General features: G+C 68.7%; 23 protein-coding genes and 2 pseudogenes. 10 read left to right on the top strand and 15 right to left on the bottom strand.

All coding sequences use genetic code 11. From position 1 onward, the window contains the following. Positions 1-221: 221 nt before the first annotated feature. From AB0F17_RS13640 to AB0F17_RS13625, 4 genes and pseudogenes are all read right to left on the bottom strand, one after another. Positions 222-453, bottom strand: a pseudogene (locus tag AB0F17_RS13640) (IS5/IS1182 family transposase); the annotation flags it as partial. A gap of 20 nt (positions 454-473) precedes the next feature. Then, positions 474-1,727, bottom strand: coding sequence for an ATP-binding protein (locus tag AB0F17_RS13635; protein ID WP_358021269.1), 1,254 nt, complete (start codon positions 1,725-1,727; stop codon positions 474-476). A 619-nt stretch (positions 1,728-2,346) separates the two neighbouring features. Continuing rightward, the gene (locus AB0F17_RS13630) at positions 2,347-2,913 is read right to left on the bottom strand and encodes a TOPRIM nucleotidyl transferase/hydrolase domain-containing protein (protein WP_358021266.1); all 567 of its coding nucleotides are present in this window, start codon (positions 2,911-2,913) and stop codon (positions 2,347-2,349) included. Between the two features lie 221 nt (positions 2,914-3,134). Further along, a pseudogene (locus AB0F17_RS13625) lies at positions 3,135-3,335 on the bottom strand (HAD family hydrolase); the annotation flags it as partial. Between the two features lie 145 nt (positions 3,336-3,480). On the opposite strand from AB0F17_RS13625, the gene AB0F17_RS13620 reads away from it, so the two are divergent. After that, positions 3,481-3,735 (top strand): winged helix-turn-helix domain-containing protein, encoded by a 255-nt coding sequence (locus AB0F17_RS13620; RefSeq protein ID WP_358021263.1) that lies wholly within the window; start codon positions 3,481-3,483, stop codon positions 3,733-3,735. A 107-nt stretch (positions 3,736-3,842) separates the two neighbouring features. Here the strand turns inward: AB0F17_RS13620 and AB0F17_RS13615 are convergent, their stop codons facing one another. From AB0F17_RS13615 to AB0F17_RS13595, 5 genes are all read right to left on the bottom strand, one after another. Further along, entirely contained in the window at positions 3,843-4,484 is a 642-nt protein-coding gene (locus AB0F17_RS13615) for a nucleotidyl transferase AbiEii/AbiGii toxin family protein (protein ID WP_358021260.1), read from the bottom strand. Then, positions 4,484-4,816 (bottom strand): hypothetical protein, encoded by a 333-nt coding sequence (locus tag AB0F17_RS13610; RefSeq protein ID WP_358021257.1) that lies wholly within the window; start codon positions 4,814-4,816, stop codon positions 4,484-4,486. Before AB0F17_RS13610 ends, AB0F17_RS13615 begins: the two co-directional genes overlap by 1 nt. A gap of 820 nt (positions 4,817-5,636) precedes the next feature. Beyond that, the gene (locus AB0F17_RS13605; RefSeq protein ID WP_358021254.1) at positions 5,637-6,734 is read right to left on the bottom strand and encodes a branched-chain amino acid aminotransferase; all 1,098 of its coding nucleotides are present in this window, start codon (positions 6,732-6,734) and stop codon (positions 5,637-5,639) included. Positions 6,735-6,931: 197 nt separating this feature from the next. Further along, positions 6,932-7,978, bottom strand: coding sequence for a 3-isopropylmalate dehydrogenase (locus AB0F17_RS13600; RefSeq protein WP_358021251.1), 1,047 nt, complete (start codon positions 7,976-7,978; stop codon positions 6,932-6,934). A 65-nt stretch (positions 7,979-8,043) separates the two neighbouring features. Beyond that, a complete protein-coding gene (locus AB0F17_RS13595) occupies positions 8,044-9,204 on the bottom strand; it encodes an ROK family transcriptional regulator (RefSeq protein WP_358021248.1) in 1,161 nt (386 codons plus the stop codon). Positions 9,205-9,303: 99 nt separating this feature from the next. On the opposite strand from AB0F17_RS13595, the gene AB0F17_RS13590 reads away from it, so the two are divergent. The 5 genes from AB0F17_RS13590 to AB0F17_RS13570 are packed head-to-tail and all read left to right on the top strand — an operon-like array spanning position 9,304 to position 14,022. Continuing rightward, positions 9,304-10,401 (top strand): sugar ABC transporter substrate-binding protein, encoded by a 1,098-nt coding sequence (locus AB0F17_RS13590; RefSeq protein WP_358021245.1) that lies wholly within the window; start codon positions 9,304-9,306, stop codon positions 10,399-10,401. After that, on the top strand, positions 10,402-11,121 hold the full coding sequence (locus tag AB0F17_RS13585) for an ATP-binding cassette domain-containing protein (protein ID WP_358021243.1): 720 nt from the start codon (positions 10,402-10,404) through the stop codon (positions 11,119-11,121). Beyond that, positions 11,118-12,302 (top strand): sugar ABC transporter permease, encoded by a 1,185-nt coding sequence (locus AB0F17_RS13580; RefSeq protein WP_358021240.1) that lies wholly within the window; start codon positions 11,118-11,120, stop codon positions 12,300-12,302. The genes AB0F17_RS13585 and AB0F17_RS13580 overlap by 4 nt, the downstream gene beginning before the upstream one ends. Further along, positions 12,299-13,183, top strand: a complete 885-nt coding sequence (locus AB0F17_RS13575) for an ROK family protein (protein ID WP_358021237.1) — start codon at positions 12,299-12,301, stop codon at positions 13,181-13,183. Before AB0F17_RS13580 ends, AB0F17_RS13575 begins: the two co-directional genes overlap by 4 nt. 29 nt (positions 13,184-13,212) lie before the next feature. Further along, the gene (locus tag AB0F17_RS13570; RefSeq protein WP_358021234.1) at positions 13,213-14,022 is read left to right on the top strand and encodes a class I SAM-dependent methyltransferase; all 810 of its coding nucleotides are present in this window, start codon (positions 13,213-13,215) and stop codon (positions 14,020-14,022) included. A gap of 428 nt (positions 14,023-14,450) precedes the next feature. Here the strand turns inward: AB0F17_RS13570 and serA are convergent, their stop codons facing one another. After that, positions 14,451-16,040, bottom strand: a complete 1,590-nt coding sequence (gene serA, locus AB0F17_RS13565; RefSeq protein WP_358021231.1) for a phosphoglycerate dehydrogenase — start codon at positions 16,038-16,040, stop codon at positions 14,451-14,453. Positions 16,041-16,280: 240 nt separating this feature from the next. On the opposite strand from serA, the gene AB0F17_RS13560 reads away from it, so the two are divergent. Next, positions 16,281-17,135, top strand: a complete 855-nt coding sequence (locus tag AB0F17_RS13560; RefSeq protein WP_358021228.1) for a hypothetical protein — start codon at positions 16,281-16,283, stop codon at positions 17,133-17,135. A 69-nt stretch (positions 17,136-17,204) separates the two neighbouring features. On the opposite strand, the gene AB0F17_RS13555 is transcribed toward AB0F17_RS13560, so the two are convergent. The 3 genes from AB0F17_RS13555 to AB0F17_RS13545 are packed head-to-tail and all read right to left on the bottom strand — an operon-like array spanning position 17,205 to position 20,940. Further along, positions 17,205-19,754, bottom strand: coding sequence for an FtsX-like permease family protein (locus tag AB0F17_RS13555; RefSeq protein WP_358021225.1), 2,550 nt, complete (start codon positions 19,752-19,754; stop codon positions 17,205-17,207). Then, a complete protein-coding gene (locus tag AB0F17_RS13550; RefSeq protein WP_358021222.1) occupies positions 19,751-20,431 on the bottom strand; it encodes an ABC transporter ATP-binding protein in 681 nt (226 codons plus the stop codon). Before AB0F17_RS13550 ends, AB0F17_RS13555 begins: the two co-directional genes overlap by 4 nt. Beyond that, complete coding sequence (locus AB0F17_RS13545) at positions 20,428-20,940, bottom strand: PadR family transcriptional regulator (RefSeq protein WP_358021219.1); 513 nt, start codon at positions 20,938-20,940, stop codon at positions 20,428-20,430. Before AB0F17_RS13545 ends, AB0F17_RS13550 begins: the two co-directional genes overlap by 4 nt. Before the next feature lie 88 nt (positions 20,941-21,028). Between AB0F17_RS13545 and AB0F17_RS13540 the strand changes: the two genes are divergently transcribed. The 3 genes from AB0F17_RS13540 (at position 21,029) to AB0F17_RS13530 (ending at position 24,313) form a co-directional block, all read left to right on the top strand. Beyond that, complete coding sequence (locus tag AB0F17_RS13540) at positions 21,029-21,577, top strand: DUF1707 and FHA domain-containing protein (RefSeq protein ID WP_358021216.1); 549 nt, start codon at positions 21,029-21,031, stop codon at positions 21,575-21,577. 157 nt (positions 21,578-21,734) lie between these two features. After that, the gene (dacB, locus tag AB0F17_RS13535) at positions 21,735-23,279 is read left to right on the top strand and encodes a D-alanyl-D-alanine carboxypeptidase/D-alanyl-D-alanine-endopeptidase (protein ID WP_358021213.1); all 1,545 of its coding nucleotides are present in this window, start codon (positions 21,735-21,737) and stop codon (positions 23,277-23,279) included. Between the two features lie 254 nt (positions 23,280-23,533). Then, positions 23,534-24,313, top strand: coding sequence for a CAP domain-containing protein (locus tag AB0F17_RS13530; RefSeq protein ID WP_358021210.1), 780 nt, complete (start codon positions 23,534-23,536; stop codon positions 24,311-24,313). Positions 24,314-24,479: 166 nt separating this feature from the next. Here AB0F17_RS13530 and AB0F17_RS13525 read toward each other — a convergent pair whose 3' ends face one another. Then, entirely contained in the window at positions 24,480-25,259 is a 780-nt protein-coding gene (locus AB0F17_RS13525) for an ABC transporter permease subunit (RefSeq protein WP_358021207.1), read from the bottom strand. Beyond that, the gene (locus AB0F17_RS13520) at positions 25,256-26,014 is read right to left on the bottom strand and encodes an ABC transporter permease subunit (RefSeq protein WP_358021204.1); all 759 of its coding nucleotides are present in this window, start codon (positions 26,012-26,014) and stop codon (positions 25,256-25,258) included. Before AB0F17_RS13520 ends, AB0F17_RS13525 begins: the two co-directional genes overlap by 4 nt. Between the last annotated feature and the right edge of the window lie 2 nt (positions 26,015-26,016).

The following is a 26,016-nucleotide window of genomic DNA, read 5'->3' as shown; positions in this document are numbered from 1 at the left end:
CGTATCGCCGCCGCCGCTACTTTCAACAACGTGGACGATCAATGCTTGATCGATGGCGGCCGGCGATCGTAGAGCAGTTGAACGCACCCGATCCGGCCTGGCGGGTCGAGATCCCGCAAGTCAACGCGCCCACTCTCGTCATTGCTGGCGGGATGGAGAGTCATCTGCCCCAGGACAAGATCGCTGACATGGCCGCCCGATTCCCTGCTGGACGCCTGGCCAAAGGCGTTCTGCCAGGCGTGGTCCGTTCGACGTGCCCGCGTCGGCTCGACTGGATCGGCACCTTCTCATCCTTGCGCGCGATGCGGCCATGCAGACCGCGTTCGTCGAGCAGAGCGCGGGTCTTGTCCGGGTCGTAGCCGACGTCCAAGTGCACGACGCTGTCGTCGGGCAGCGGCCTCAGGTCGTTCAGGCGGTCCAGGATCGGGGCGAGCACCGGGAGTCGTGAGCGCTGCGCAGGTCAGTCCGGAGTGCTACCTGTCCCAGAGGGCGCTGAGGGGCAGCGCTGTCAGCCGGTCTCCGAAGGACAGGGACCTCACCCCTGTGTAGAAGACGAAACCGTGAATGAAGTCTTCGCCGAGACTCTCACGCAGAGCTACAAGGCCCTGAAAATCGTCCTGGTTGACAGAGTCGGTGGCTTTGGCCTCCACACCGACGATCCGCCCATTGTTTCGTTCAAGTACGAGGTCAACCTCAGCGCCCTGGCTGACCCTCCAGTGATGGAGTCCGACTCGAAACGGCGCCCAGGTTGCCTGCTTCGCGATCTCATTGACGATGAACGACTCGATAAGAGGGCCCCGCGCAGGCGAGACCCTGGCAGCCAGGCCATCCGCGTCGACGCCGATCAGATGAGCGGCGAGGCCGGTATCGGTGACGTGAAGCTTGGGACGGCGAATCGACCGAGCCACAAGGTTCCGAGACCATGCTGGAACCTGACGGATCAGAAAAACTGTCTCCAGCAAGCCGACGTAACGGTTGACCGTGCTCCGATGGAGTTGGAGATCACTGCCGATCTTGACCATGTTCGGTTCTTGGGCCGTATTCGCCGCGGCGATGTTGAGAAGTTGCCGGAGATTGCTCGGCTCATCGACTCTCGCCATCTCCCTGATGTCGGTGTCGATGACCGACTGAACGTAGGTCCGGTACCACCTGTCTCGGGTGAACTCCGATCTCATCGCGACTGCCTCCGGATAGAACCCTCGACAGACCAGTTCGAAGTAGTCCCTTCGGCTGTAGTCGCTGGGCGACGAAGAGCGCAACGCACCAGGATCGTTGAAGGCCGTCACAAGAAAGGATTCGCCCTTCCCGGCAAGCTCCTCCTGGGCAAAGGGCCAGATCTCAAGGATGCCCGCGCGCCCCGCAAGTGATTCGCTCAACGACGGCGTCGACAGAAACCTCGTGGAACCCGCCAGAACGAACTGCCCCCGCTCGCTCTTCCGATCGACCTCCGCCTTGATCGCCAGGATCAGGTCGTCTCCTCCCCGCTGAATCTCGTCGATCATCATCGGACGCGACCCGTCCGCGATGAAGGCAGCGGGGTCGGCCTGCGCGGCCGCTCTCAACGGGCCGTCATCCAGGGTGAGATAGGTCCCCGCTCCTCCCCTGTTGAGCTGTTGAAGCAGGGTGGTCTTGCCTGACTGCCTCGGCCCATTGACGATCACCACTCTGAAGGCGTCGAGGAACTCCTCGGCATGGCCGGTTAGCTGGCGTGAAACCAACTCAGACATGGCAGCTCCTTCCTGCGACGATCCAGACCAGCGTAGAGCCCAACCGACATTTGACGGTACAAAAAACCGACAGATCGCAGAGAGCCAACCGACATTTGACGGGCCAAAAAACCGACAGACCACGGGCCACGACCGACGTTTGAGACGACGAACGTGACGCCCGGCAGAGTGCCTGGGGCCTGGGGCCTGGGGGAGACTGAGGGTGCGCGGCCGACGACGAGGGCCACACTCCGTGGATCACCGGCGCCGGGGTTCGAGTCCTCCACCCGATGCCCTCGGAGTCGGAGACGCCTTCGGGCTGGACCACTCTCAGGTCAGAACCTACCCGGCGCTGCTGCGCCACCTGGTGCTGTCCATGGCCGCCCTGGCTGTCTGTACCATCACCGCCGCGCGGGCACGCACCACCAGAGGCGGTTCACCACCGCCCCCAACCAGACCTCACCCGCCGATCCGGGCTGATTCCCCTCACCGTTACAGAGGTAAAACGCCTGGTCAACCTAGCAATCCCTACCGGTACAGCCTGCGCTGGCACAGCTGCCGACGACGCCACCTAGCCCGCGCGAGCTGGTTCCACCAACGAATCCGCCCCACTCGGCGATGACAAAATCTCTATCTCCGGCTACCCCGATAGGTGGGCCAGCAGCATATCCAGCGGCTGCGGCACGCGATCGAGATCGAGTGCCGCGACGAGCGGGCCAGAGTAGCGGATCTTGCGGCCACTGCCTGATCCCATGAACCGGCGCAGCTGGTCGTGAGTGGCGCTCCCGCGCCATGCGGGTTGCTTCTGGAGCGTGCGAAATGAGCGGAGCTCGCCCTCAGCATCGACAACGCGCTCAACCGTGGCGGTACCGAGGGCGCGGATCAGCTCGTCTTCCAGGTCAGCGACGCACACGAAGAATCCGAGCGCCTCCAGATCGCGTCGGCTGAGATTGGATCCAAGGCCGGCGCGCTCAAGAGCCCGCCGGAAGTCGCCTTCCTCCCCGACGTCGCACAGACCGGCCAGCCGGAGATTGCGACCAGGAGCGCCAAACCTGCCGAGATACGTCCCGATGTTCGTGGCACCGCCCATCGCCACAAGGGAGATGCCTTCGGCCGCCAGGTTCCGGCCACGGCGCTCGGCCAACGCCTCGATGGCCGACTTATCACTGGCTCCCTCGACCAGGACCACCGTTTGCGTGTCGATCACGAGCCCAGCTTTGCACCGAACCTGGAGAGGTTCATCCCCTTTACGCGTTGGAAGGTCACCAGCCGCAGATCACGTTCTCCGACTGCCGTGCTGGGTGTTCGCACGTTTCCCGGAGCCGCCGAGCTTGGCATGGGCGCGCGCTGCTATGCGGCGAGGCCCGGTAAGGCCCGGCTTCACCGCGCCATGGGCCTCCAGACAGCGGAGGCCCTTTGTCTTGTCGCTCAGTCGCCGTTGAGGACGCGGGTCATCCACTCCAGAGTCCCCGTACGAAGAGCCTCCTCGGCGAGCCGCTTCCCGGTCGCGGTCTTGAGCGCGGCAAGAGAGCTGTCGATCCACGGCTGCACGTTCTGGTGTCCCTGCTCGCGATACTCAACGGCTTGCAGGAGACACTCCAGCTTGTCGGCGTCGCGTGCGCAGAGCGCAAGCTTCTCATGATCGGGCTCTGCGGGCTCGGCATGGATGCTGTGGTAGACCCAAGTCATGAGCTCACCCTAAAGCCATCTTGTCTACCTCGTCTAGGACGTTGCCCATATGCTAGCCGTAGGCAACGTACCTAACGTCGGCCTTGTGGAAGTGGATAGGTTCGATCCGACGCCGATCTATCAACAGGTGGCGGCGATCATCCGAGAGCAGATCAAGGATGGTGCGCTAGGGCCACGCGATCGGATCCCATCGGAGTCGGAGATGGTGCGAAATCACGGGGTTGCGCGCGATACGGCCCGCCAGGCCGTGGCTCTGCTGCGGGACGAGGGGTGGGTGATGACCTTGCCCCAACGGGGCAGCTTCGTTGCCGATCGTGAGAGTTGGCCGGTGGAGGGCTGACTCTCGCTGAGCAGCCAAGTTGGCAAGGTCTGATGCGGACGCTGGCGTTGGGCTGAGCCCACTGTGGACTGCTTGTTACAGGTGGACGGCATTGAGGTCGGAGGCGATCATTCCGACGCCGGGGAGAGTGAGCGTCGCCACTCGTCCAGGCGCTCGCGCATCGCCTCGACACGTTCCGATGTCACGCCATACGCGAGGAAGTCTCGATCAGGGACCCGCTCGAGATACGACAGTGCTTCGGCGAACATAGACCTGTCGAACCCGGGATTGTGTTCTTCGGCGACTGCCAAGAGCTGGTCTCGGGTGTAGCGGCCGCTGCACAAGATCGCTTCGATATCCAGGAAATCTCGGGGCGCCCACCTGTTGAACAGCGCGTCCATCTTGCCGGCCACCGCATCGTCAGGGTGCAGCACCGGACCTATCGCCAACATCACCGGGGAGCGTGCTTGCCAGAACACCCCCAGATCTACCTTGCAGCTGTGCCCGGTAGCATCGCTGACCTCCATCTGCACCAGATCAGGCGTACGCAGCCATACCTCGACCTGGAAGCCCTCCCTGCAGTACGCGTCGACGACCACTTGTTCGACCTGTTCCGGAGTCCCGCGCTGCGGCGTGAACAGGTCGATGTCCTCGGAAGGACGCGCACCCATGCCGTGCAACTGCACCGCATGACCGCCGCCGAGGACGAATCCGTGTTGGGCGGCCACCTCCAGCCCGATACGTGCAAGCCGCTCCTGCAACGGATCCATCAGGCAGCGGCCCGACGCAACTCGGGAAACCGCTTCTCCCATAGCGCCCGGACCCGCCGAGCGGGCAGGAACTCACTCCAGCGACGCTGTAGCACCTCACCATTGAGCAGGGCGCGCAAATGCTCCTGACGCCCTTCCTCCAGCACAATCTTGTAGAAGGCACCGAGGTCATAGGGATCATCCAGATCGAACCTACGACGACCGCTCCACGCCAGCTCGTGCGGGAGAGTCATCACGCCGTGCACCGGGCCACGCAGCTCATCTAGCGATTCGGCAACCACATACGGCCGGATATCCGCATAGCTGAAGGGAGCACCATGCTGAGCGTTCATACACACCAGTGTGCCCCACGCGTCCGACACTTCCGCTGGCTCTCCGTCAGAGAGGGGAAGGATTCGCCCCTTCCGCCAAGCTCCTCTGGGGCAAAGGGCCAGATCTCAAGGATGCCCGCGTGCTCCGCAAGTGATTCGCTCAACGACGGCGTGGACAGAAACCTCGTGGAGTCCGCCAGAACGAACTGTCCCGCTCAGTCTTCCGATCGACTCCGCCTTGATCGCCAGGATCAGGTCGTCTCCTTCCCGCTGAGCCTGGGAACAGGCGCGGGAGAGCCCGACCGAGACTCTGGAACTGGTTGACCAGGAAGAGGATCCGGCATTGGCCTCGGCGCTGCATCTCCAGCTCGGCTACGCCTACCAACGCCCGGGCCGCGACGAGGATGCCGCGCACGAGGTGACAGTCGCGGCCAAGAACCTGTCGTTTCCGCTGGCAGAAAACTTGTCGCTCAACACCCAGGGTGACACGGCTGGAGGAACTGCCATGGGCCTCCTGCCAGGGCAACCCAAGTATTCCAACCGGCCAACCCGGCGAAGCGTTCGGGAAGGCAGTCCGAGCGGAGCGAGGTCCTCCAGGAGGCGGGCGGTAGCCCGCCTGTGAGGACGTCCGGAGCGAAGCGGAGGGCCTTGCAGTGCGCGTTAGCGCCCAAAGGAAGAGCGTCGAGCTTCCAGGGCGCGAAGCGCCGATTGTGAGCCCTTTGTGAAGGGCGGGCGTCAAACGGTCAACCACCCAAATGGGTAACGGGTGGGTTGGCGAAAGACGCCCGGAGCGAAGCGAAGGCCCTTTCAGGGGGCTGGAAAAGGACGCCCGAAGGACGGGTTAGCTGATCTTGTGGATCCAGCTGTGGGTGTCGGGGCGGGAGCCGTACTGGATGCCCACCAGTTCCTCACGGATCCGCATGGTCACTTCCCCAGGCGTGCCGTCCCCCACCGTCCATGCCCGGTCCGTGCCCTTGACCGAGCCGACCGGCGTGACCACCGCCGCCGTCCCGCAGGCGAACACCTCCGTGAGTTCCCCCGACTCGCAGCCTGCCTGCCACTCGTCCGTCGAGATGAGGCGTTCCGAAGCCTCCAGGCCGAGGTCGGCGGCGAGGGACAGGATGGAGTCGCGGGTGATTCCGGGCAGCAGGGTGCCGGTCAGCGCGGGGGTGACCAGTTTGTCGCCGAAGACGAAGAACAGGTTCATCCCGCCCATCTCCTCGACGTACCGGTGCTCGTGCGCGTCCAGCCACACCACCTGGTCGCAGCCCTGCTCGACGGCCTGCCGCTGGGCGACGAAGGCGGCGGCGTAGTTGCCGCCACACTTGGCGAAGCCGGTGCCGCCGGGCGCGGCGCGGGTGTACTCGGTGGAGAGCCAGACGGAGACGGGCTTGACGCCGCCGGTGAAGTAGGAGGCCGCCGGGGAGGCGATGACCATGTACCGGTAGGAGCGGGACGGGTAGTTGACGCCGAGGCCGACCTGGGTCGCGATGATGAACGGGCGCAGGTAGAGGCTGTGGCCCTCGGTGGTGGGGACCCACTCCTTGTCGGTCTGGACGAGGAGTTCGAGCGACTCGACGAACGCCTCTTCCGGAAGCGAGGGCATCGCCATGCGCTCGGCCGAGGTGTTGAAGCGGGCGGCGTTGGCGTACGGGCGGAAGGTCGCGATCGAGCCGTTGACCTGGCGGTACGCCTTGAGCCCCTCGAACAGCTCCTGCGCGTAGTGGAACACCGAGGTGGCCGGGTCGAGCGAGAGCGGCCCGTACGGCTCAAGACGGGCGTCGTGCCAGCCCTCGCCCTCGGTGTAGTCGATCGAGATCATGTGGTCGGTGAAGGTCTGCCCGAACCCGGGGTTCGCCAGTACCTGCTCCCGCTCGGCCGCAGTGCGAGCGTGGTCGGATAGCTGCACGTCGAAGCTGAGCTTCTGAGCGATGGTCATGACGGAGGTCCTTCTCTCTACGGTTCTGGACAGACTCTACGGCTCTGGACATTCACTGCTTAGAGCAGCCTGTACTTCCTATTGTCTCGCTATATGGGATTGCAAGCGGCTAATGGGGTGCTTTAGCCGTTTAGACGCGAAAAAGCGCCTCGCGGTCCGTGTGCGGACCGCCAGGCGCTTTGGGGAGCTGGGCGGCCCTAGCTCGATACTCGCGCGGTGATGTCGTCACCGATCTCGTGTGTCGTACGGCCGGCCCAACCGGCCAGGCGCTCGACGATGTCGTCGGCGACGGCCTGCTCGACCCTGGCCGCCTCGGTGGACAGGCCGAGGTGCTCCAGGAGCATGGCGACCGACAGGATCGTCGCGGTCGGGTCGGCCTTGCCCTGCCCGGCGATGTCGGGGGCGCTGCCGTGCACCGGCTCGAACATGCTGGGCGCGGTGCGCTCGGGGTTGATGTTGCCGCTGGCCGCCAGGCCGATGCCGCCGGCGATCGCCGCGCCGAGGTCGGTGATGATGTCGCCGAAGAGGTTGTCGGTGACGATGACGTCGAACCGCTCGGGCTGGCTCACGAAGAACATCGAGGCCGCGTCGATGTGGCTGTAGTCGGTGGTGACCTCGGGGTATTCCTCCGCCACGCGGTTGACCGTGCGCTGCCAGAGGTCGCCGGCGTAGGTGAGGACGTTCGTCTTGTGGACGAGTGTCAGCTTCTTGCGCGGGCGGGACTTGGCCTTCTCGAAGGCGTAGCGGACCACGCGCTCGACACCGTAGGCGGTGTTGAGCGACTCCTGGGTGGCGATCTCGTACGGGGTGCCACGGCGCATGACGCCGCCGGTGCCCGCGTAGAGGCCCTCGGTGCCCTCGCGGACGACGACCATGTCGATGTTCTCGGTGGGCGTGTCGGCCAGCCGGGTCTCGACGCCGGGGAAGAGCTTGACCGGGCGCAGGTTGACGTAGTGGTCGAACGCGAAGCGGAGGCGGAGCAGCAGGTCGCGCTCCAGGACGCCGGGCGGCACGCTGGGGTCGCCCACGGCGCCGAGCAGGATCGCGTCATAACCGCGCAGCTCTTCGAGCACGGCGTCGGGCAGCGTCTCGCCCGTGCGGTGATAGCGTGCGGCACCCAGGTCGTAGTGGGTGGTCTCGATCTTGGTCCCGACGGCCTCCAGGACCTTCAGCCCCTCAGCGACGACTTCGGTGCCGATGCCGTCTCCGGGGATGACGGCCAGGCGAATATTCCGCGACTCCATGTGCGTACCTTACCCGCTCGTCTCGACTGTCGAGCATTCTATCTCACCTCTTGGACAAGAGAGAGTCAGCCGCGTCTGGCGTCGAAGATGAGGTCCCAGGCCCTGGTCCTGGCATGGGCCACCGCGCCCAGCAGTACTCCGCTGTCTCCCAGAGCGCTGGCCACCACCACCGGCCGCAGTGGGCCCAGTTCCGCGATCCGGTCCTCTATCGCCGCGCCGAGGAGGTCCAGGTTACGGCCCACTCCACCGCTCAGGACGATGACCTCCGGATCCAGGACCGCCGCCACCGCCACCAGGAGACCGCCGATGCGGCGGCCTTCCGCCTCCACCACCGAGCGGGCCGCCGGGTCGCCGTCCGCCGCCACCGCGAAGACGGCCTTGGCCGTCTCCAGGTCCAGCCCGGCCGCCCTGGCCGCGCGGACCACGCCGGGAGCGGCGGTCACCGTCTCCGTGGCGCCGTGGGCCAGGGCGTCATCCGTGGGGGGCGAGTCCGTGGGGACGTAGGAGACCTCTCCCGCCGCTCCTCTGGCGCCTACGTAGAGCTCGCCGTTGATGACGATGCCCATCCCGACGCCCGTACCGATGGAGACCAGGGCGAAGTTGGACTTGCCGCGCCCCTCCCCGTACGTGTGCTCACCGACCGCCGCCAGGTTGATGTCGTTCTCGATGATCAGCTCGACCTCGAGGGCCGACCTGAGGCGACCCGCCAGGTCAGGCGGGCCGGGGAGGTTGGGCGCGAAGTCCAGGCGGCCCTGGGCCGGGTCGTAGACGCCGGGCGAGCCGACCACCGCGCAGGCGATCGCGGACCACTCCAGCTCCGCCTCCCTGGCCGCGGCGCGGCACAGCTCGTCCACGAGGATCGCCAGCTCGGCCGAGTCGCGGGCGGTGTTGCGCCCGTCGCAGCGGCCCGCGAACGCACCGCGCAGGTCCGCCACGGCGACGCGGATCCAGTCGCGGCCGATGTCGATGCCCGCCACGTGGGTGGAGGCCGCGTTCATGTCGTAGAGCGAGGTCACCGGGCCAGGACGGCCCGACACCTCGCCGACCAGGTGCACCAGCCCGTCTTCCTCCAGGCCGGCCAGCGCCGCCGAGACCGTCGGCTTCGACAGTCCGGTGATCTTGGCCAGATCGGCCCGTGACGCCGGGCCGTTCGCGTGGAGCTGGTCGAGCAGCCGACGCTCGTTCAGCACCCGCAGCAGCCGCGGATTACCCAGCCCACCTCGCATCTCCAGCCTCCTCGCGCCAAACTCTAGCCAACGGCCCTAGTAGTAAACTAGCTTTCTTACCAAACAGCGGGGCGCGCCCACCCGAGAGGAAGATGTGCGATGGACCGAGCATGGCGACTGATCCCGGCCGCGGCGGTCTTGTTGGCCGCCGCCGCCTGCGGTAACTCCGCCAACACCAACACCGACAAGGGCGCCACCGCGAGCGCCAGGGCCGCTCCGAAGACGATCGCCCTCTTCCTGCCCGAGTCCAAGACCACGCGATATGAGGCGTTCGACCGGCCGCTGTTCGAGGCGAAGGTCAAAGAGCTCTGCGCCGACTGCAAGATCCTCTACAGCAACGCCGAGCAGGACGCCGCCAAGCAGCAGCAACAGGTAGAGGCGGCCCTCACCCAGGGCGCGAACGTCCTGGTGCTCGACGCGGTCGACGCCAACGCGGTGGCCCCGCTGGTCAACCAGGCCAAGCAGAAGAAGATCCCGGTGATCGCCTACGACCGGCTGATCTCCGGCATCGACTACGCGTACTACGTGTCGTTCAACAACGTCCGCGTCGGCGAGATGCAGGGCCAGGCCCTGCTCGACGCGATGAACGCCAAGGGCACGACGGCCAAGGGCCAGATCGTGGAGATCCACGGCGCGCCCACCGACCCCAGCTCGGCCGACTACAAGAAGGGCGCCAAGAGCGTCCTGGACGGCAAGGTCAAGGTCGGCAGGGAGTTCGACACGCCCGACTGGAGCCCCGACAAGGCCCAGCAGCAGATGGAGCAGGCGATCACCGCCATCGGCCGGGACAACATCGTGGGCGTGCTGTCGGCCAACGACGGCATGGCCGGCGGCGCGATCGCCGCCATGAAGCGCGCGGGCTACAAGGAACTGCCGCCGATCACCGGGCAGGACGCCGAACTGGCCGCCGTGCAGCGCATCCTCACCGGCGAGCAGTACATGACCATATATCTGGACATCAGGGCTGAGGCGGAGAAGTCCGCCGAGCTGGCCGTGGCCGTGGCCAAGGGCGAGCAGCCCGCCGCGACCAGCAAGGTCAACAACGGCACCGTCGACATCCCGGCCTTCCTCCTCGACCCCATCGCCGTCACCGCGGACAAGGTCAAGGACACGATCGTGAAGGACAAGTTCTACACGGCCGACCAGATCTGCACCGCCGAGGTCAAGGCCGCCTGCGCCAAGGCGGGCATTCAGTAAATGCTCTCCGCGACAGGCATCTCCAAGCGCTACGGCGCGGTCCAGGCTCTCGACGGCGCGAGCCTCAACCTGCGCCCCGGCGAGGTCACCGCCCTCATGGGCGACAACGGCGCCGGCAAGTCCACGCTGGTCAAGACCATCTCGGGGGTGGTCGTCCCCGACGAGGGCACGATCACGCTCGACGGCACGCCGGTCAGGATCACCAACCCGCACGACGCGCAGGCGCTCGGCGTCTCGACCGTCTACCAGGATCTCGCGCTCTGCGAGAACCTGGACGTGGTGGCCAACCTGTTCCTCGGTACGGAACGCCGCCGCTGGACGCTGCTGCGCCACATCGCGATGGAACGCGCCACCCGCGACCTGCTCGAACAGCTCGACGTACGCATCAGGGACATCAGGGTGCCGGTCGCCATGCTGTCGGGCGGCCAGCGCCAGTCCGTGGCGATCGCCAGGGCGCTGATCGGCGAGCCGCGGCTGGTCATCCTGGACGAGCCCACCGCCGCACTCGGCGTGGAGCAGACGGCCCAGGTGCTCGCGCTGATCGGACGGCTACGCGAACGCGGGCTCGCGGTCCTGGTCATCTCACACAACCTGGCCGACGTACGGGAGGTGAGCGACCGCGTGGTCGTCCTGCGCCTGGGACGCAACGCCGGTGAGTTCGGTACGGCCGACACCACGCAGGAGGAGATCGTGGCCGCGATCACAGGGGCAGGGCGATGACCGACACACTGGCGCGCAAGCCCTACACACCGAAGGTCGCGGTCGAGCGGCTGAGACAGGGTGACGTCGGCGCGTGGCCGGTCGTCGGCGGGCTGGTGGCGATCGCGATCGTCTTCAGCGCGCTCAACGACCGCTTCCTCGCGCCGGAGAACCTCACCAACCTGGCCCTCCAGATGGCCGCGACCGGCACGATATCGCTGGGCATCATCATGGTGCTGCTGCTCGGCGAGATCGACCTGTCGGCGGGCTCGGTCAGCGGCCTCTGCGCGACGATCATGACGATCATGCACGTCAAGCAGGGCTGGAGCGCGCTGGCGGCCATCCTGATCGCACTGGCCGCCGGGGCGGGGATCGGGCTGATCCATGGGCTGATGTTCACCAAGCTGCGGATGCCGTCGTTCGTGGTCACGCTGGCCGGGCTGATGGGCTGGCTCGGGCTGCTGCTCTTCCTGCTGCGGCAGGGCGGCACGATCAACCTGCCGTTCACCGGGTTCATCTCGAAGCTGAGCGACACCTGGCTGCCGTCCTGGCTGTCGTGGCTGCTGGTGGCGGGCCTGGTGCTCGTCTCGGGCGGCGCGGCGCTGGTCACCCGGCGCCTCAGGCTGGCCGCCGGGCTGCCCATCACACCGCTGTGGTGGCTGCTGGTCAGGACGGGCGGGCTGGCCGTACTGCTCGCGGCGGGCGTGCTCATCATGTCGGCCGACCGGGGCGTGCCGCTCCTGCTGATCATCTTCGGCGCGCTGGTCGTGGTGTTCGATCTCGTGCTCCGGCATACCGCGTTCGGCAGGCATGTGTACGCCGTGGGGGGCAACGCGGAGGCGGCCAGGCGGGCCGGGATCAACGTGACGCGGATCAGGATCCTGGCGTTCATGCTGGCCTCCACGCTGGCGGCGGCCGGGGGCATCCTGGCGGCCAGCCGGCTGTCGGCGGTCAACCAGCAGTCCGGTGGCAGCGACATCCTGCTCATGGCGATCGCCGCGGCGGTCATCGGCGGCACCTCGCTGTTCGGCGGCCGTGGGCGCGCCTATGACGCGCTGCTCGGGGTGCTGGTCATCCAGTCGATCACCAGCGGCATGTACCTGTTGAGCGTCGACTCCTCCGTACGGTTCATGGTGACGGCCGCGGTCCTGGCCCTGGCCGTGGCGATCGACTCGCTGGCCCGCCGGGGGGCCGCCCAGTGAGCCGGGTGCTGGGCATCGACGTGGGTGGCACGAAGGTCGCCGTCGGCGTGTCCAGCTCCGACGGACCGGAGATCGCCGAACGGATCCGGCTCGACACCGGCTCCGGCACGCTCGAACGGGCGCTCGCGGCGGCCAGGGGCCTGGACGGCGCGCCGGCCGCGGTGGGTTTCTCGACGTGCGGCGTCATCCGTGACGGCCGGGTCCGGCTGGCGCCGAACGTGCCCGGCTGGGAGGGGCTGGAGCTGCCCAGGCTGCTGCGGGAGGAGTACGGCGCGATCCCGGTGGCGATCGACAACGACGTGAAGGCGGCAGCGGCGGCCGAACTGCGCTGGGGAGCGCTGCGCGGCGTGTCGGCGGGCGTCTACCTGAACCTGGGCACCGGCCTGGCGGCGGCGCTGGTGGTGAACGGCCAGGTGGTGTCCGGGGCGCACGGCGCGGCGGGCGAGATCGGCTACCTTCAGGCCATCCCGGGCGAGCCCGCCTTCGCCGACGGGCATGTGCCCCTGGAGGAGCGGGTCTCCGGAGCCGCGCTCGCGGCCCGGGGCACGGCCCTGCTCGGCCGCGAGACCACGGCGGCCGACCTGTTCGCCCTCTTCGCCGCCGATGTCTCTGACGGCACTCCCGATGTCGCCGGACTGGTGGACGAGGCGCTCGGGCTGCTGGCCATGAGCGTGGCGAACCTGTGCGCGACGTTCGACCCCGAGTGCCTGGTGGTCGGCGGCGGCATGATGGGCGCGGCGGACCTGATCATGCCGCGCCTGACGGCCGAGCTGCGCCGGGCCGTACCCTTCCCGCCGGAGATACGTCCGGCGCGGTTCACCGACGACGCCCCGCTGCTCGGCGCGCTGGCACTCGCCCACGCCGCTTCACAGTCTTCATGAGTTTGTGAAATAGGTGTAGCTTAAGGAACATGGCCCCCGAGAAGGTGCACCTGGCCGCTGAGAAGGCCACGCTCCTCGCCACCCTGTACGGCAGGGCACTGGACGCCCGATCACCGCGTCCCATCCTCGACGATCGCATGGCGGCGGCGACCGTCGAGCGCATCGACCACGACTTCCGCCAGACCGGCATGGACCGCCGCAACGCCGGCTCGGTCGCGCTCAGGGCCCGCTTCCTGGACGGCTGGGCCAGGGAGTTCCTCTCCCGGCATGCCGAAGCGACCGTGCTGCATCTGGGCTGCGGCCTCGACACGCGGGTCTACCGCCTGGCGCCGCCGCCGGGCGTCGACTGGTATGACGTGGACTATCCCGACGTCATCGACCTGCGCCGGCGGCTGTATCCGGAGGAGCACAGGACCATCGGCACGTCGGTCACCGACCTCGGCTGGCTGGACCAGGTGCCCGCGGGCAAGCCGGTGCTGGTCATCGCCGAGGGCCTGTTCTACTACCTCGATCCGCCGGGCGGCCGGGCGCTGGTCAGGGCGATCGTCGACCGGTTCCCGGGCGGCCAGTTCGTCTTCGACGCGGTCAGCCCCTTCGGCCTGCGCCTGCAGGCGATCAACAAACCGCTCAGGAAGGCCGAGGCCACGATGCGCTGGGGCATCGACGGGCCGGACGACCTGCTGTCGATCAGCCCGAAGCTGCGCCTCGTCACCGCGCTGAGCGCTTTCGACCTGCCCGGCTACGGCCGCCTTTCGGCGTCGCACCGGTTCTCGGCGGGGATCGCCAAGGTCGTGCCACGGTTCGGGAGGATGGCCGTCTTCTACCGGCTGGAGTTCTGAGGGGCGCCGCCGTTGTCCCTGCGGTCCAGGGCGGTCTGCAGGGCCTCGGTCGCCTCGTCCTCGGTCTCGTCGGTGGCGTTCCAGGCATACATCTCGTACATGGGTGTCTCATCTCGTTTCGCGGGGCGTCGTACTGTGCAGTCGGATCCCGGTCACGAATCCGACCGGGCCTGAGCTCGTGGGGTCCGGATCGCGGACCGGACGAAGGGGCTTACCGGCCGACGCGACGCCGCACACCGCGGCGAGTCGTCGACCTGCCCTAACAGGCCCCGCCGCGGCAGGTAAGAAGTACGAGAACCTGGCGCATCTTTCGAAAGAATACCTGGCGGTAGTTTGGCTGTCTCGTTGGACGTCCTACTATCTCGCATCCTGAGACAGAAAAACGGCTGCCGCGAGAGCGGCAGCCGTTTGTCCTGGAACGGGGCAGGTCAGTCCTCCAGGTCGACCGAGCGGCCGCTGTCGGCGCCGATCTCGGTGATGATCTGCTCGACCACCTCGGCCGGGATGGCCGAGTCGACCGTCAGCGCGATCAGCGCGTTGCCGCCCTTGGTGTCGCGGGCCACCTGCATCGAGGCGATGTTGATGCCGTGCTCGCCGAGGAGGCGGCCGACGACGCCGACGATGCCGGGCCGGTCGGCGTAGGTGAAGAACGACAGGTGCGCGGTCGGCTCGATCTCCATCTCGTAGCCGTTGACCTCGACGATCTTCGTGATCTGCCGCGGGCCGGACAGCGTGCCCGAGACCGAGACGCGGCGGCCGTCGGCGAGCACGCCGCGCACGCTGACCACGTTGCGCCAGTCGGGGCTGTCGGCGCTGGTCACCAGGTTGACGGAGATCCCGCGGTCCTTGGCGAGGAGCGGCGCGTTCACGTACGTGACCGAGTCCTCGACCACGTCGGTGAAGATGCCCTTGAGCGCGGCCAGCTCGAGGACCCGCACGTCCTGCGCGGCGATCTCGCCGCGCACCTCGACGTCGAGCCTGGTGGCGACCTCGCCCGCCAGCGCGGTGAAGACGCGGCCCAGCTTCTCGGCCAGCGGCAGGCCCGGCTTGACGTCCTCGGCGACCGCTCCGCCCTGGACGTTCACCGCGTCGGGCACGAACTCGCCGGCGAGGGCGAGCTTGACGCTCCGCGCGACCTGGGTGCCGGCCTTCTCCTGGGCCTCGTGGGTGGAGGCGCCCAGGTGCGGCGTGACGACGACCTGGTCGAGCTCGAACAGCGGGCTGTCGGTGCAGGGCTCCTTGGAGAACACGTCGATGCCGGCCCCGGCGACGCGACCCTCCTTGATCGCCGAGTAGAGCGCGCCCTCGTCCACGATGCCGCCGCGGGCCACGTTGACGATCCGCACCGACGGCTTGACCTCGTGCAGCTCCTTGTCACCGATGAGCCCGAGCGTCTCCTTGGACTTGGGCAGGTGCACGGTGATGAAGTCGGCCTGCTTGATGACCTCTTCGAGGCTGACCAGCTTGACGCCCATCTGGTCGGCGCGGGCCGGCGGCAGGTAGGGGTCGTAGGCGATCAGCTCGACGCCGAACGGCTGCAGGCGCTGCGCCACGAGCTGGCCGATCTTGCCCAGGCCGAGGATGCCGACGACCTTCTCGTCGAGCTCGACACCGGTGTACTTGGACCGCTTCCACTCGCCGTTCTTCAGCGCGGCGTGCGCCTGAGCCGTGTTGCGGGCGCTGGCCAGGATGAGCGCGATGGTCTGCTCGGCGGCGCTGGTGATGTTGGAGGTCGGGGCGTTGACCACCATCACACCGGCCTTGGTGGCAGCCTCGACGTCGACGTTGTCGAGACCGACACCGGCCCGGGCGACCACGCGCAGCTTGGGCGCCGCGGCGATGGCCTCGGCGTCGACCTGCGTGGCGGAGCGGACGATGAGCGCGTCCACGTCGGCGAGCGCGGGCAGGAGTTGCGCGCGGTCGGCGCCGTCGGTGTGGCGGACCTCGAAATCGTTGGCGAGTACGGCGAGGCCTGCCTCGGACAGCTCCTCTGCGACCAGTACGACGGGCTTGCTCATGGAAGTGGATCCTTAGGGGCAGGCGGGCGGGCATTGAGGGACACGTCTCCGGGCCCCTCGGATCGCTCCGAGTCTATCCGCGCTTGTGAATGTGTTCACGAGGGACCCAGGATCTGAGACAGCCGCCGCCATACCCCGCGTCCCGCAAACTCATCCAGACTGCTCGCATCTTTGTCTTGATCGGGGGAATTCTTGGCTATTAGCCTGATAAGCCGTGACCGACTACCTATGGTTCGTCATATGAGCATCGGGAATCCTGCGCTTGCCGACGTGCTCGCCCAGCATGGCAGTCCACATCGCCTGCTGGCGGCGCTCGCTGATGGTGGGGTTCTGGTGGCAGTGCGACCAGACCGTTCAGTCGTCCTGGGTACGACCCAGGCCGGCGACAGAGTGCTGCTCGGATACACGGGCGCGGCTACGTACGCCCGGCACCGTGGCAGTCACTCCCTCTCCGCCTGCGATCCGGACACGATCCTCGACATCCAGCGCGTCACCGGCGTGCGGGAGATCGTGATCGACGCGGCGGGGCCCGCTGCTGCGGCCGTGCCCATCGACGACCTGCAGCGCTTCCTCGCCTCGACGCGATCGGGGCCTCATCCGGTGTTGTCGGGAGCCGTCCCCGCCGCGTACGCGACGGGCGCGATGGCCACGGTGTCACGGGGAGCCGCGCTCGCGCAGGTGGCACCGCCCTCGGCGGACGCCCCCGCGCTGCCGTGGATCCCGGCGCCGCGACCGCACCTGTCGGGGCCCATGCAGCAGGTCGACCCCGGCTACCGGCGGTGCACGCACCCGATCCTGCCCGCCCTGCGGCTGGCGATCGGGAACCTGCTGATGGACTACCCGCTCGTGCACCACGTCTGGATCTCCGAGGCGCGCACCGCCTCGGGGGCGACGGGGATCATGCTGCACGTGAAGGTGCACATGTCGGCCGCCGAGGACGTGGTCCGCGACCTGCACCGCGGGACCCGCGCCCGGCTGCCGCAGTTCGCGGCGAGCGGGGCGCCCATCCTCATGGCCCGGGTGGCGGACTCGCGCAGCGAGCAACGGATGATCGAGATCGGCGCCCACGTGGTCTGCGCGGACGTGATCGACTAGCGCCACCCGGACACGAGCGACCGCGGCCCGCCTCAGGCGGACCGCGGTCGTCGGACGGGAGGTACGCCTTTACGTCAGGCGGCGGGCCAGGACGAGCCGCGTCCTGGCGGACAACCCGGCCACCAGCGCGGCCAGCAGCGGCAGGCCCAGCAGGAGCGCGGCCAGGAACAACCACGGGACGGCGATCGTCGTAGGCCCGGGATCGAACGGAAACGCCCCGCCTCTCTGGGGTACGAAGGACATCGGCCACGACAGCGCGACCCCGGCCACGGCCCCCGCCACGACGCCGACCAGCGCACCCAGCCCGGCGATGTAACCCGCCTGACCGGCTATCACCAGCCGCCGGCTGCGGGACGGCGCGCCGACCGCCGTCATGGTGTCCAGGTCGCGGCGCATGTCGGCCGCGGCGAGCCCGGTGGCCGCGAACGTGCCGCCGAGCACCAGCACCATGGCGACGCCCAGCAATATCCAGAGCATGGGTGTGAGATCGTCGCCCCGGTCGCCCTCGACGAAGAGGTCGATCCTGCCGCTGATCGCCGAGAGATCCCGGTTCAGCTGCTCCTGGTTCGCGGGGCGGTACATGGCGTACAGCCGCCGCTCCTTGACCTGTACTCCGACGGACGCCAGCGCGGCCGGCGGGACCACCCCGCCGCTGAGCCGCGGGTCGGCGGCGCTCGCCAGCACGGCGGGCAGCTGCTTGGGCTTGATCAGGCTCCCGTCCTCCTGCGTAGTGAACTCCAGGGTCGCCAGGCCGTTCTTGATGAGCTCCGGATCGAACACCACGATCTTGCCCGCGGCCAGCGCCGCGGCGGCCTGCGGATCCTGCCGTCCCTGGATGAACGCGAGCAGTTGCGCGTCTCCAACCGGCACCTCGCCTCCATAGACGCTGCCGTCACACCGCTCGCCGCAGTCGCGGCCGAGACTGATCCAGGTTCGACGGCCCTTGGCGTCCACCGGATACGCACCGGGAACCATCTGGGCCCCGCCCAGTCGCCGTGCGGCCGCCATCCGCAGCTTGGCCCAGCCGCTGTCGTCCAAGTCGGCGCCTTCGATCTTGATACTGCCGACCGGGGCATAGGGATGGTAAGCGGCCTCCTGTCCCGCGGAACTACTGGCGAGCCCGATGCTGAACCCGACCGCCGCCACCGTGGCCGCCATGACGGCTGCGGCGGCGGAGGCCGTACGGGAGCGGTGGCGTGAAGCGTCGCGGACCGCGAGGCGCAGCGGGAGCGGCAGGCGGACGGCGAGCCGGGCCGTGCGGCGGACCAGCCACGGCATCAACGCGACCAGCCCCAGCACGACCAGCCCCAGAGCCGCCACGACCGGCAGCCCGTCACTGCGCAGGCTCAGCGCGGTCACGACCAGCCCGGCCACCACGAGCACGAGGCCGAGCACGGGACGGCCCGCACGGTCGCGGAACTCGCCCTCCCGGCCCGCCAGCACCTGGGCGGGACTCTGCCGCGCGGCCTGCACGGCGGGTACGAGGGCGGCGATCAGCCCACTGACCACACCCAGCGCGGCCACACCCGCGACACTCGCCCACGGCACCTCGAACGGGCCGAGCGACCGGAACCACCCCGCGACAAGTCGTACCACCGCCAGGCTGCTTCCGACGCCGAGGACCGTCCCCACCAGCGCCGCCGCGCCGCCGAGCACCAGCCCGTCGGCCAGCACGATAGCCCGCAGGTGCCTGCCCGAGCCGCCCTGCGCCGCGACCACGGCCAGCTCCCGGCGCCGCCGCCGCAGGCCCACAGCGAACGCGGGCCCGGCCAGCAGCACCGTCTCCATGACGATGAAGACGACGGCGAGCGCGATCTTGATCGGCAGCCTGCTGTCCGGGAAACCATCGGAAACGCCAGCGGGCGGGTTCTCGATGACGGCTCTGGAATGGACGAGCAGCCCGTGTCTGTTCAGCCCCCGCACGTGCGCCCAGTCGAACGGCGCGGCGGTGTCGGCGAGCCAGCCGGTGCCGCCTCCGTCCGTCTTGTCCAGCAGGAGCACACCCTGGAAGCCGATGATCTCGGCGTAGGCGGGCTTGTTCGGATGCTCGATCACACCGACCACACGCACCTGCGTGTTCCGCCGGGTCACGCCGATCGTGTCGCCTACCTTCGCTCCTCGCTCCAGCAGCGCGGGTGTCACCACCACTTCACCGGGCGACGCCGGGAACCTGCCCTCCTTCAGTGACCGCATTCCGCGCGTCATCGGGTCGCGCAGGTCCACCTCGACGGCACTCACCTGGTCATAGCCGTCCTTGACCTGGACCTCCACGGAGCCTTCGTCGTAGGGGATGATCCGGCCATCGACCAGCGCCGCCACCTCCGTGCGCGTCCATGGCAGGGTCTTGGACGGCTCTCCCTCGGCCGTTGACCACCACTGTGTGCCAGAGACATCCTGCTCGAGCGGCCGGTGGTTCCTGGTGGCGATCCGCGCATCCGCCGCCCCCAGCCGGGCGGTCAACCCCTCTCGGGCGTCCACGTCCATGGTGGCGTACCCCGTGAGCACACCGGTGATGAGCAGCACCGGCAGGCCGATCATCACCATGATCAGCGCCGTACGCCCCTTGAACCGCAGCGCGTCCCTGCGGGAGATGCGCAGCGCGGCGGCGAACGCGCTCATCGGGCGCTCTCCAAAGGCACGGCCGTCGAGTCGGCGATCTCCCCGTCCCGCAGGAACACCACGCGGTCGGCCCACCCGGCGTAGCGGGGCTCGTGGGTGACCAGCAGCACCGCCGCGCCCTCGTCGCAGCGTTCACGCAGCAGCCGCAGGATCTCGTCGCCGCTCGCCGTGTCCAGCGCGCCCGTCGGCTCGTCGGCCAGCACCAGGCGCCGCTCGCCGACCAGCGCCCTGGCGATCGCCACGCGCTGCCGCTGCCCGCCGGACAGCTCCTCGGGAAAGCGGTCGGCCATGTGGTCCACCCCCACCGAGGCCAGTACGGCCAGCGCCTCCTCACGGGCCTGCCGGGAGCGGACGCCGTCGAGCTCTCTCGGTAACATCACGTTCTCGGCGGCCGTGAGCGACGGGATCAGGTTCAGGTCCTGGAAGACGTACCCGACACTGCCGCGCCGCAGCGCCGCCAGATCCGTCACGGTGGCCAGGTCCGTGCCCTCGATCGTCACGCTGCCCGAGGTCGGCCGGTCAAGGCCGCCCGCGAGGTTGAGCAGCGTCGACTTGCCGGAGCCCGACGGGCCCATGACGGCGACCAACTCGCCGCTGGAGACCTCGAGGCTCACTCCCCTGAGCGCGTGCACTTGGCCGTGCGCGCGCGTCACCTCATCCAGCCTCATCACGGTCATGTGCTCTTCTCCTTGAGAACGGCCTCGCAGTGGTCCAGCCAGCGCTGTTCCGCCTCGGCCTGAAAGATCAATGAATCGAGGACGAGCCGCTGCGCGAACCCATCCGTGTTCGCCCGTTTCGCCCTGGTCAGCTCCTGCAACGTGCGCATGGTGGCGGTGCGCTGGGCCAGGATCACCGCCGGCACGTCGACGTCCCCGGCGGCGACGGCCATGGCGAGCTTGATGACCAGTTCGTCCCGAGGCCGGTCGGTCTGGTCGACGGGGGTGCTGAACCATCGCTCCAGCTCGGCCCGACCGGCCTCGGTGACCGTGTAGACGGCCCTCCCCTGTTCGTCGGCCCCTCCGGGCTCGACGAGGCCGTCACGTTCCATCCGGGCGAGCGTCGTGTAGACCTGGCCGATGTTGAGCGGCCAGGTCGCCCCCGTCGACGCCTCGAATTCCACCCGGAGTTGGTAGCCGTAACGCGGCCCCCTGCTCAGCAACGCGAGCAGTCCGTGTCTGATCGACATGGATACTGAGTATGCATACTGAGTATGCTCAACGCAAGAGATCCGCATATTCTGGACAGGGGACGCGGTTCAGGCCGATACTCGGGGCATGAGCTCGACGCATCCACCGTTCCGCGCGTCCGACGGGGAACGCGATCGCGCGATCGACGAGCTCCGCGACCGTGCCGTCGAAGGGCGGATCTCCCACGACACCTTCGTCGGCCGGGTGGACCAGGCGCTGCGGGCACGCAACCGGCACGAGCTCGATGACCTGGTCGCCGACCTGCCCCGCCGCCGGACGTTCCGCCAGCGGCTGACCGACGCGGTGTCGAACGCCTCCGACTTCACCACCCGCCTCCAGGCGGCCTGGCGCAAGCCGCGCCTGCCCCGGCTGGCCCTGCCCGACGACCACCGCGTCCGTTACGTGGTCGGCCGCGGGTCGGCCTGCGACCTGGTGCTGTCCGACCTGACGGTCTCACGGGTGCACGCCGAGCTGCGGCGCGAGGACGACGGCGGATGGATGCTGGTCGATCTGGGCTCGCTCAACGGCACGCGGCTGAACGGCTGGCGGCTGGTGGGGCCGGCCAAGGTCAAGTCGGGTGACGAGATCTCCTTCGGCGACTGCGGCTTCCTGGTGAACGCGGGCCAGCTCTCGTAAGCGCGTCCGTCCTTCATGAGCGAGGGCCGCCTGCCAGGCTGACCATGGGCGGCGCCTGCCGTACAGCCGACCCGAATATACGGATATTTGCGGATTACAGGCTGCGGGCGCTGCCGCATGATCCCAGGCGAGACCCCCAGTCCCCATTGGAGACCCCATGCGGCGCACCTCAGCATCCCTCGTCGCGGGCGCGCTCGTCGCGGCCCTCGCGTGGGCGTCCGGCCCCTCCTCACCCGCCGTCGCGCTCGAACCCTCGGCGGGCGTCGCGGACCTGGCCCAGGACATCAACCAGATCCTCGCCGACTCGCGGCTCACCGTCGGCCGGGCCGGCGTGGTCGTCAAGAGCGCGGCCAACGGTGACGAGCTGTACGCCACCGACGCCGGCAAGCTGCTGATCCCGGCGTCCAACACCAAGCTGTTCACCTCCGCCGCCGCCGCCGACACGCTCGGCCTCGACTACCGCTTCCCCACCACAGTGCTGAGCGGCGGGCGCAAGCTCGGCTCCGTACTGACCGGCGACCTGGTCCTGCGCGGCACCGGCGACCCGACGATGCTGGCCGAGGACTACGACGCGCTGGCCGCCAAGGTCGCCGCCGCGGGCATCAAGGTGGTCGCGGGCAAGCTGGTCGCCGACGACACGTGGTTCGACTCCGTACGGCTCGGCAACGACTGGGCCTGGGACGACGAGACGGCCTACTACGCGGCGCAGATCTCCGCGCTGACCGCCTCCCCGGACCGGGACTACGACGCCGGTTCGGTGATCGTCTCGGTGGCGGCCTCCGGCACCGAGGTCAAGGTGTCGACCACGCCCGAGACCGACTACCTGAAGATCGTCAACAAGGCCACCGTGGGCACCACGACCGACGTGCTCATCGAACGGCAGCACGCCACGAACACCGTGGTCATCACCGGCACCGTGGCCGACCCGTACCAGGAGTGGGTGGCCGTCGACGACCCCACCCGCTATGTGGCGTCGCTGTTCCGCAAGGCGCTGGCCAAGCACGGCGTCCGCGTGGCGGGCCCCACCGTCACCGGCGCGGCTCCGTCCGGCGCCGCCACGCTGGCCGAGCACCAGTCGATGCCGCTGAGCGAGCTGCTGGTGCCCTTCCTCAAGCTCAGCAACAACATCCACGCCGAGATCCTGACCAAGGCGATGGGCCGCAAGGTCTCCGGCCAGGGCACCTGGGCGGCCGGGCTCAAGGTGAGCACCGACTTCGCCAAGGCCAACGGTGTGCAGGTGCTCAACATGCGTGACGGCTCCGGCCTCTCGCGCCGCGACGGCTTCACGCCGACCTCGATCGCCCAGTTGCTGAGCGCCATACGCGCCAAGCCGTGGTTCAAGACCTGGTACGACGCGCTGCCCATCGCGGGCAACGCCGACCGGTTCACCGGCGGCACGCTGCGCAGCCGGATGCGCAACACCGTCGCGGCGAACAACGTGCACGCCAAGACCGGGTCGCTGACCGGTGTGACGTCACTGTCGGGCTATGTGAACAGCGCGGAGGGCGAGCCGCTGGTGTTCTCCATCATGCTCAACCAGTTCCTGTCGAGCTCGCCGAAGGACATCGAGGACAAGATCGCCATCCGGCTCGCCCAGTTCTCGCGGACCGCGCCGGTGGACGCGGTGTCGCAGCTCCGCTCGACGGGTGAGACCGCGACGGCCGACCTCGAGTGCTCCTGGCTCAAGCCCGCCGAGTGCTGACCGCCCGGGTGACGCCCGGCGAGTGCTGAGCCGGCGATGTCCGTCCATGGCCGTGCGGCCTTACGCCGCACGGCCATATTTTTTTCGGCGTCCGACGCCTATGTGGCATGGGAGGTTTACCGAGGTCGACGGGGTCATCGTTACGATTGGGTCACCTGGTACTCCAGATATAGCAGTGTTTTTCGTGACATGGACGTTGCGGGCCTACCAGAATGCGGGATCGACGCAGTATCTAGCAGCACCGGAGGGACAGGATGCGCGGACAACTCCAGGCACTCGTCTGCCTCGGAAGTCTGGCGGCATTGAGCTTCCCCGCGCCCGCCACCGCCCAGGCGGCGAGCACGAAGGCCCCGTGCCGGGTCCTGGCCGCCAAGCCGTCCCTGTCCAGGGGCATGGTCACCGGCACGGCCGGCAGGATCGGCTGTGACGCCAAGGCCACGCTCAGAGTCCGGATCGTCCGAGCCATGGCCGGTCCCGATCGTACGGTGAAGAGCGGATCCAAGCCCGTGCTGAACGGCCGGATCGCCGCCCGCGTCCGCTGCGCCGCCCCCGGCCGCTACTACGTCGTGGCCATGGACTACCAGAGCAAGCCGATCCAGTCGCCGTCCGTGGCGCTGTCCTGCGAGACGCGGGCACCGTCGAAGACCGGCACCGCCTCGGCCGCCGAGGACCAGGTCGTCAAGCTCACCAACCAGGCGCGCGCCAGGAACGGCTGCCGCCCCCTCACCCACGACCCCAAGCTCCACGCGGCGGCCGAGCGGCACTCCGCCGACATGGCCGCCCGGGGCTACTTCGAGCACGACTCCACGAACGGCCGGACCCCGGGCAACCGCATCTCGGCGGCCGGCTTCGCGCCGATCAGCACCTGGGGCGAGAACATCGCCATGGGCCAGCCGACGGCCGCCTCGGTCGTACAGGCCTGGCTCAACAGCCCCGGGCACCGCGCCAACATCATGAACTGCTCCTTCACCCATATCGGCGTCGGCCAGTCCGCCAAGGGCCCCTACTGGACTCAGGACTTCGCCGCCCACTAGACCACAGAACCCCACCCAGCCAGGGAGCGTCGGGCCTCCACCAGGCGCGCCACCGCGCCGGTTCCCACCGCAACGCCACGGCGCTCCCATCCGGCGGGCCCGGTCGCGCCTCCCCCCGCACAGCGGACCGCGACCGGGCCCGCACCCCTTTCCAGCCCCACCGCCGTCAGTCGCGAGTGTCCGAGAAGCGGGCCAGGACCAGTGACTCGACGACGCCCACGACCGCGTACGCCAGGATCGACACGGCCGTGACCACCACGATGTCCGCCCACACCTCGTCGTACCGGAACCCGCCGATCGCCCGCAGGATCCCGGCCCCGATCCCCTGCCCGGTCGCCAGCCACTCCGCGATGAGCGCCCCGATGATCGAGGCGGGCACGGAGATCCGAGCGGAGGCGAACACCGAGGGCATCGCCGTCGGCACGGCCACCTTGCGCAGCACGGTCAGCCGCCCGCCCCCGTACGCCATCACCAGGTCGGTGGCCTGCGGCGAGGCGGAGCGCAGCCCGAAGGCGATGTTGACCAGGGCGGGGAAGAACACCACGATGCCGCCGATGACGGCGACGCCGACGAGTTCGCGGCCGAAGACGAGCGTGATCAGCGGCGTCATCACCACGAGGGGCACCGAGCGCAACAGCATCGCGACCGGCATGAACGTCTGCTCGACGGTCCTGAACAGCACGAACGCCATCGCCACGACGACCGCCGCGACCATCCCGGTGGTGAAGCCGATGGCCGCGTCCCTGATCGTGATGCCCAGAGCGGCGAAGACCGCGTCGCGGTGGGCCGCCGACGAGCCGAACAGGTACTCCCAGACCTGCGGGGGACGCTTGCCCACCAGCGGGCTGATGCCGAACGCCTCCAGGGACAGCCACCAGATCGCCACCACGATGACCACGGAGGGCAGCAGCGGGCCGACGACCCGCAACACGATGCGGCCGATCATCGGGAGGACCTCGCTCTGCCGTAGGACCAGGGTGTCACCACGCGCGCGACCAGCGCGACGACCGCGTAGCCGAGGCCCGCGACCAGGCCGGCCACGAGCGCCAGCCCCCACGTGCGCGGGACCTGGAACTGCTGCTGGGAGATCATCAAGGAGACGCCGAGTCCCTGGTCGTTGCTGCCGAGGTATTCGCCGATGATCGCGCCGAGCAGCGCGGAGGGGGCCGAGATCTTCAGCCCGGCGAACGTGCTCGGCAGCGCCGCGATGATCTGGACGTGCCGGAGCTTGGCCAGGCGGCCGCCGCCGTACACCGCGATGAGGTCGAGGCTGGTCCGGTCGGCGGAGCGCAGCCCGAGCAGGGCGCCGATGAGCGTGGTGAAGAAGACGGAGACGGCGGCCAGGAACACCACGGCGGCCTCACCACCGAAGACGACCAGGACGATCGGGCCGATGGCCAGCAGCGGGATGCAGTAACTGATCACGGCGAGCTGCGTCGCCACAGCCTCCAGACGCGGGACGAGCAGGACGAGCAGCGCGACCCCGATGGCCAGGCCGTTGCCCCAGAGGAAGCCCTGCAGCGCGGCGCTGACGGTGGCCGTCGTGTTGGGGCCGTAGAAGCCCCAGCCGTCGCGGCCCATCCCGGCCAGAACCGCCCACGGCGTCGGCACCGCGCCGCCGTCCGCGAAGACCGTCACGGCGAGCAGCCACCACAGGGCGATCAGGACGGCGACGCCGAGCAGGCCGTGGATCCGCTTCACGA

Source organism: Nonomuraea sp. NPDC026600 (assembly GCF_040638335.1).
Taxonomy (GTDB): Bacteria; Actinomycetota; Actinomycetes; order Streptosporangiales; family Streptosporangiaceae; genus Nonomuraea.
This window is presented reverse-complemented; position numbering and strand designations above follow the sequence as displayed.

Bases quoted from the DNA above. Each gene is read 5' to 3' on its own strand.
- AB0F17_RS13525 (WP_358021207.1), bottom strand. From the start codon at position 25,259: ATGATCGGCCGCATCGTGTTGCGGGTCGTCGGCCCGCTGCTGCCCTCC.
- AB0F17_RS13560 (WP_358021228.1), top strand. From the start codon at position 16,281: ATGAGCATCGGGAATCCTGCGCTTGCCGACGTGCTCGCCCAGCATGGC.
- AB0F17_RS13610 (WP_358021257.1), bottom strand. From the start codon at position 4,816: ATGAACGCTCAGCATGGTGCTCCCTTCAGCTATGCGGATATCCGGCCG.
- dacB (WP_358021213.1), top strand. From the start codon at position 21,735: ATGCGGCGCACCTCAGCATCCCTCGTCGCGGGCGCGCTCGTCGCGGCC.
- AB0F17_RS13545 (WP_358021219.1), bottom strand. From the start codon at position 20,940: ATGTCGATCAGACACGGACTGCTCGCGTTGCTGAGCAGGGGGCCGCGT.
- AB0F17_RS13600 (WP_358021251.1), bottom strand. From the start codon at position 7,978: ATGGAGTCGCGGAATATTCGCCTGGCCGTCATCCCCGGAGACGGCATC.
- AB0F17_RS13585 (WP_358021243.1), top strand. From the start codon at position 10,402: ATGCTCTCCGCGACAGGCATCTCCAAGCGCTACGGCGCGGTCCAGGCT.
- AB0F17_RS13580 (WP_358021240.1), top strand. From the start codon at position 11,118: ATGACCGACACACTGGCGCGCAAGCCCTACACACCGAAGGTCGCGGTC.
- AB0F17_RS13555 (WP_358021225.1), bottom strand. From the start codon at position 19,754: ATGAGCGCGTTCGCCGCCGCGCTGCGCATCTCCCGCAGGGACGCGCTG.
- AB0F17_RS13605 (WP_358021254.1), bottom strand. From the start codon at position 6,734: ATGACCATCGCTCAGAAGCTCAGCTTCGACGTGCAGCTATCCGACCAC.
- AB0F17_RS13615 (WP_358021260.1), bottom strand. From the start codon at position 4,484: ATGGATCCGTTGCAGGAGCGGCTTGCACGTATCGGGCTGGAGGTGGCC.
- AB0F17_RS13530 (WP_358021210.1), top strand. From the start codon at position 23,534: ATGCGCGGACAACTCCAGGCACTCGTCTGCCTCGGAAGTCTGGCGGCA.
- AB0F17_RS13595 (WP_358021248.1), bottom strand. From the start codon at position 9,204: ATGCGAGGTGGGCTGGGTAATCCGCGGCTGCTGCGGGTGCTGAACGAG.
- AB0F17_RS13540 (WP_358021216.1), top strand. From the start codon at position 21,029: ATGAGCTCGACGCATCCACCGTTCCGCGCGTCCGACGGGGAACGCGAT.
- AB0F17_RS13550 (WP_358021222.1), bottom strand. From the start codon at position 20,431: ATGACCGTGATGAGGCTGGATGAGGTGACGCGCGCGCACGGCCAAGTG.
- AB0F17_RS13570 (WP_358021234.1), top strand. From the start codon at position 13,213: ATGGCCCCCGAGAAGGTGCACCTGGCCGCTGAGAAGGCCACGCTCCTC.
- serA (WP_358021231.1), bottom strand. From the start codon at position 16,040: ATGAGCAAGCCCGTCGTACTGGTCGCAGAGGAGCTGTCCGAGGCAGGC.
- AB0F17_RS13590 (WP_358021245.1), top strand. From the start codon at position 9,304: ATGGACCGAGCATGGCGACTGATCCCGGCCGCGGCGGTCTTGTTGGCC.
- AB0F17_RS13635 (WP_358021269.1), bottom strand. From the start codon at position 1,727: ATGTCTGAGTTGGTTTCACGCCAGCTAACCGGCCATGCCGAGGAGTTC.